At 31.0% G+C, this 6,020-nt stretch carries 5 protein-coding genes; all 5 read left to right on the top strand.

Features of this window, described 5'->3' with window-relative positions; genetic code table 11:
- Window positions 1-1,581 precede the first annotated feature (1,581 nt).
- The 5 genes from F6K40_RS38130 to F6K40_RS38110 all read left to right on the top strand — a co-directional run bounded on the left by F6K40_RS38130 (window position 1,582) and on the right by F6K40_RS38110 (window position 5,960).
- Entirely contained in the window at window positions 1,582-2,907 is a 1,326-nt protein-coding gene (locus tag F6K40_RS38130; protein WP_293144871.1) for a photosystem II assembly protein, read from the top strand.
- A 439-nt stretch (window positions 2,908-3,346) separates the two neighbouring features.
- Complete coding sequence (locus tag F6K40_RS38125) at window positions 3,347-3,616, top strand: ion transporter (RefSeq protein ID WP_365674223.1); 270 nt, start codon at window positions 3,347-3,349, stop codon at window positions 3,614-3,616.
- 167 nt (window positions 3,617-3,783) lie between these two features.
- Entirely contained in the window at window positions 3,784-3,906 is a 123-nt protein-coding gene (locus F6K40_RS38120) for an ion channel (RefSeq protein WP_293144868.1), read from the top strand.
- A 212-nt stretch (window positions 3,907-4,118) separates the two neighbouring features.
- Complete coding sequence (locus F6K40_RS38115; RefSeq protein WP_293144865.1) at window positions 4,119-5,432, top strand: nucleoside recognition domain-containing protein; 1,314 nt, start codon at window positions 4,119-4,121, stop codon at window positions 5,430-5,432.
- Window positions 5,433-5,828: 396 nt separating this feature from the next.
- Window positions 5,829-5,960 carry a hypothetical protein gene (locus tag F6K40_RS38110; protein WP_293144863.1) on the top strand — a complete coding sequence of 44 codons (132 nt, stop codon included), beginning with the start codon at window positions 5,829-5,831 and terminating at the stop codon, window positions 5,958-5,960.
- Window positions 5,961-6,020 lie beyond the last annotated feature (60 nt).

Raw genomic sequence — 6,020 nt, 5'->3', positions numbered from 1 at the left:
AATTTAATCAACAGAAAAATTCTCATAAGTTTTCAGGGAAGTTAATACAAATACTAACTATGTGAGAAATCAAATAATTTCAGGGAAGATTTACTGATGAATAATTAATTCACAAATTTTGGGCGTTCTCTCAAATTTTGCTTTGCCCTCAAACAAGAAAATAATTCTCTGGGAAATCCCCGACTAAAAGTCATTGAAAATTCTCCTGGATTTTCAGGAATCTAAAAATGACAAAGACCAAAAAATTAGCAATTTAATCAACAGAAAAATTCTCATAAGTTTTCAGGGAAGTTAATACAAATACTAACTATGTGAGAAATCAAATAATTTCAGGGAAGATTTACTGATGAATAATTAATTCACAAATTTTGGGCGTTATCTTAAATTTTGGTTTGCCTTCAAACCAGGAAATAATTCTCTGGAAAATCACAGACTAAAAGCTATTGAAAATTCGAGAGCTAAAATTTTCACCTTGAGAATACTTGTATCAATATTAAGTAAAAATTTCCAGCATCTGGAAATGACAAAGATAGAGCAATCAAATAATTTCAGAGAAGACTTACTGATGAATAATCAAATCACAAATTTTTGGCGTTCTTTGAAATTTTAGTTTGCCCTCAAACAAGGAAATAATTCTCTGGGAAATCCCCGACTAAAAGTCATTGAAAATTCTCCTGGATTTTCAGGAATTTAAAAATGACAAAGACCAAAAAATCAGAAATTTAATCAACAGAAAAATTCTCAGAAGTTTTCAGGGAAGTTAAGACAAATGCTAATTGTGTGACAAGTAAAATAATTTCAGGGAAGATTTACTGATGAATAATCCAATTACAAATTTTTGGCGTTCTTTTAAATTTTAGTTTGCCTTCAAACCAGGAAATAATTACTCTGGAAAATCACAGACTAAAAATCATTGAAAATTCTTCAGGAGTTTCAAGAATATGAAAATTACAAAGACAAAAAAATTACCTTTAATCAACAGAAAAATTCTCGGAAGTTTTCAGGGAAGTTAAGACAAATAATTTCAGGAATGATTTACTGATAAATAATCAATTCACAAATTTTTGGTGTTCTTTCAAATTTTGGTTTGCCTTAAAACTAGGAAATAATTATCTTGCAAATCACCGACTAAAAGTCATTAAAAATTCTCCGTGAGTTTCAGAAATATAAAAATGACAAAGACAAAAAAATTAGCAATTTAATCAACAGGAAAATTCTCAACAGTTTTCAAGGAAGTTAATACAAATGCTAACTGTGTGACAAGTAAAATAATTTCAGGAATAGTTTACTGATGAATAATCAAATCACAAATTTTTGGCTTCTCTTAAATTTTGCTTTGCTCTCAAACCAGGAAATAATTCTCTAGCAAATCAGAGACTAAAAGCAATTTAAAATTCAGGAGCGAAATTGTTACTCCTAGAAAAGTTGTATCAAGATCAACTGAAGTTTCAGGAATCTGGAAATGACAAAGACAAAAAAATCAGCAATTTAATCAACAGAAAAATTCTCAACAGTTTTCAGGGAAATTAATACAAATGCTAACTATGTGAGAAGTAAAATAATTTCAGGGAAGATTTACTGATGAATCAAATTACAAATTTTTGGCGTTCTCTTAAGTTTTGGTTTGCTTTAAAACAAGGAAATAATTCTCGGGCAAATCAAATACTAAAAGCTATTAAAAATTCCGGAGCAAAATTATCTCCTTTAGAGAAGTTATATCAAGATAACCTGAAGTTTCAGGAATCTTTAAATGACAAAGACAGAGAAATTAGCAGTTTAAATAAACATCTGAAAAAAGCTGTTGATAAATTAGATGAATTAGAATTAAAGCTTGATTTTGATGAACCAGTAATTAGGCGACTTGATGACTATATATTGACTCCAGAACCAAAATTTATTGAGTTTGTCACCAACAGTTTTCAGTTAATTGAAAAGGATGAAACTTTATTGCAATGTACTGGAATAGATGAAAGAATATTTGATGATTTTGAATCAAGTTTGGCAAAATATATTGAATCTGAGCTAGAAAGAATGCCTGAAAAAAAACGAGAGCTAGAGTTAAAAAAAGCTCATAGAGATATAGATTGGTTAAAGCGTGGTGCCGATCCTGATTATGGTTTTGATTTAACTCCCCACGTTTATTTTATGAAATACTTTTTAGATAATGTTTATTGCAATTATTTAGGTTGGTATTTTGTCTACAAAAGTGGATTATTACCAACAAAAATTAATATATTAGATATTGCTGCTGGCCCCGGAACAGTTGCTTATGGATTAGCTTTATTTCTGCAAAGTAGTAGTGGCTTTTTTGCAACTCCTCCCATGCACATTTGTTATTATTCTCTGGAAAAACAAGCTCAGTTTCAGTATCGAGGTCTTCAGTTTTGGCGACAATATATAGAACAACAAAGAATGCCTACTAATTTGTATTTTCGATTTGATACAACGGACATTTTTACATACAATGAGCAGTCGAAAGTTTTGCCACGAAGTTTCTTTGATTTTATAGTTATTTCTCACTGTTTATTTCGTGATTCAGAAGAGAATAAAAAGTCTTGTGAGGTTTATCGGCAAATATTTCAGGAAAGTTTAAGAAGCGGTGGTTATGTAGTCTTAATTCTTCAAATAAAGAGATTGTTTGTATTTTATAAAGAGCAACCTCAAGAAGATATTACTAAAGAAAAAAAATTAGTTGCAAAATTGGTAGAGGAGTTAGATTTAAAGTTGGAGTGGTATAAATATATTACTTCAACTGGAATTAGGCAATCTAAGAAAGATTTTTTAAAGTATGCTAATAAAAATTTACCTCCTCAAAAATTTATGACTCCTCTTAGACGTAAATATCTAGAACAAAACTATGAATCAAATTATGGATTAGATGACTATATAATTCTTGCCAAAAGATAAAACCAATTCCCAAAGTATCTAGAAAAAATTCTCCACAAAATGAAACGCCAAATATCAGATATTACTAAAGAAAAAAACTTAGTTGAAAAGTTGCTAGAAGATTTAGATTGAAAGTTGGAGTGGTTTAAACATATTGTGGCAACAGGTATCAGAAAGTCTATTCAAAACTTTCCCAACTTTACCTAATAAAATTTACCACTGCCAAGATTTATAACCCTCATAAAATTTCAATACCTCAGACTAAACTATGACTCACATCAAATAATAAATGACTATATAAATATAGCCAAAAGATAAAAATAACTCTCAAATTTGCCGAGAAAAAATGCTCCACAAAATTAAACGCCAAATATCAGATATTAGTCAAGAAAATTTGCCCCTGCAAAAATTTTTAACCCCATGAAAATCTCAATACCTCAGACTAAACTATGACTCACATATATTTAGAATATTCAAAATAACCAGATATTCAGACACGATAAAATTATTTGCTCAAGTAATTAAGTCTAAACAAGAAGAAATCGTAATTGCTATGTTTATTGATCTAATTTTATTCGTAACTTCTGCTAGTCTAATGTACTTTACTAAACATCAAGCTCAACCAGAAAACTTTCCTCATATTCCTGCTGTTATGTGGTGGGGAATTATTACGTTAAAAACTGTCGGTTATGGAGATATTTATCCGATTACTTCTAATAGTAGATTTTGAGGAGCGATCGCTACTTTAATTGTAATTGGAATATTTGCTTTACCCGCAGGTATAGTTACTTCTAGTTTTATTGAGGAATTTCAAAAAAACGAGCTTTAAATCAGTAGAAAAATTCTATTATTTTCCTCATTATATAGATAGGAATATTTAAGCTTGAACTATTTATTATGACTCCTGACTCCTGTCTCCTGACTGCTAATATTCCTGCTGTTATCTGGTGGGTAATTATTACTTTTACAACTATCGATTATAGAGATATTTATCCGATTACTCCTAGTGGTAGATTTTGAGGAGCGATCGCTACTTTAATTGTAATTAGAATATTTGGTTTACCCACAGGTATAGTTGCTTCTGGTTTGACTGAGTAAATTAAAAAAACTAGCTTGAAGTCAGTAGAAAAATTCTATTATTTTCCTCATTTTAGTAAAAATATAGATAGGGATATTTAAGCTTGAACTATTTATTCTGACTCCTGACTCCTGACTCCTAATTAGAAAAAAAAATGAATAAATCGCAAACATCACCTATTAATAATATTTGGCTATTTATGATAATTTCAGCTACAGTCATAGCAGCATACAACGGTAGGATGACACAAATAACCGAAGCATCATTTGAAGGTGCAAAAAATGCCGTTACTTTAGCCATCGGATTAATTGGTAGTATGGCATTATGGTTAGGCATAATTCAAATAGTTGAAACAGCAGGAGGAATGAAAATAATTGCCCGTTTAATTTATCCTTTAATGGTCAAACTTTTTCCAGATATACCCCCATCTCACCCTGCTATGTCTGCCATTATTTTAAATATAGCTGCTAATGCTTTAGGATTAGGAAATGCTGCGACACCGATGGGTTTAAAAGCTATGGCAGAAATGGATAAATTAAATCCAGAAAAAGGAACTGCCACAGATGCAATGTGTTTATTTTTAGCAATTAATACCTCTTCAGTTACGATAATTCCTATTAGTGTCATAACCATTCGAGCAAGTGCAGGTGTTACTAATCCTGGAGATATTATTTTGCCTACAATTATCGCCACTTGTTGTTCTACAATTGCCGCCGTTGTAGCAGCAAAATTTTTTGCAAATCGGCAACAAATGCTACTTTTAAATCAATCCATTACTCCAGAATATTTAGATAAAAATGATTTGATTGATGGAGAAGAAAAAAGAGCGAAACTTATCCCACCAAGCAAAATTAGTAAATTAGTATTTGCCAGTTTAATTGGAGCTTTTTTAGGTGCAGTAATTTATCGCTCAAGTCTCAGAGGTATACCCCATATTTTTAGTCTTAGTTTTCTCGAAAGTTTGTCTAATTGGTTATTGCCAATACTAATTTGCTCCTTTCTACTTTTTGGCTATTTCCGAGGAGTTAAAGTTTATGAAACAATGACCGAAGGAGCAAAAGCAGGATTTGAAGTTGCCGTCAGAGTAATTCCTTTTATGGTAGCAATTTTTGTGGCAATTGGAATGTTTAGAGCTAGTGGTGCACTAGATATTATGGCTGCAATTTTATCGCCCATAACTAGTTTAATTGGAATGCCAGTAGAAGCATTACCTATGGCATTAATTCGACCTTTATCTGGTAGTGGTGCTTTTGGAATTATGTCGGAAATAGTCACAAATGAACCATTAAGTTTTCTCTCTTATTTAGTATCAACTATCCAGGGTTCTACAGAAACAACTTTTTATGTATTAGCTGTTTATTTTGGCAGTGTTGGAATTAAAAAAACTCGATATGCTTTGCCTGTTGCTCTATGTGCTGATGTGGTAGGAATTTTTGCTTCTGTTATAGTTTGTCGGATAATTTTTTGATGATTAAAGTCAGAAAGTACGTCTTAGGAAAAAAAGAAATTGAACCAAATACTAAAGTCTGAGTTGACTCTACTCACCTTGATACTAATTAGCTTAAATACAGAAACAAATTTTTAGATATTCTCTATTTATTTACCGACTATGAAAATTAAAAAAATTAAATATGCTTTGTCTGCTGCTCTATCTGCTGATCAGGAACAGACAAATAAGGAAACCTTTACGTTGAAGCGAATAACTTGGAAAAACCAGAAAAGTTTCTGTCTTTATAGAGGGTATGAAAATATCTGAAAAATCTAAGGCCAGTGATGAGTATATATGAGCGCACCTTTTCCATTATGCTTATAGTATCATGTCAAGTTTTTTTTAATCAACCACTTTTTTGGAAATTTCTGAAGAGTGTCTAATCTCAATCTATTTGCTCGACCGCAACAATCAAAAGATTGGAAAATTTTTCCTGATGCTCAATTGTTGAAGTACAAGAAAATCGAGTCGAAGGAAAAAGGAAACAAAAGAGTAATTAGCAAATAATTTGATTCGCAAAAATCAAGTCTAAAGGAAGAGATAAATAAGGATTGCTTGATGTGGAAG

Origin of the sequence: Okeania sp. SIO3I5, from assembly GCF_010672085.1 — a bacterium.
GTDB lineage: Bacteria > Cyanobacteriota > Cyanobacteriia > Cyanobacteriales > Microcoleaceae > Trichodesmium.
Note: the sequence above shows the minus strand (reverse complement) of the source record. Positions and strands in the feature narration are given on the sequence as shown.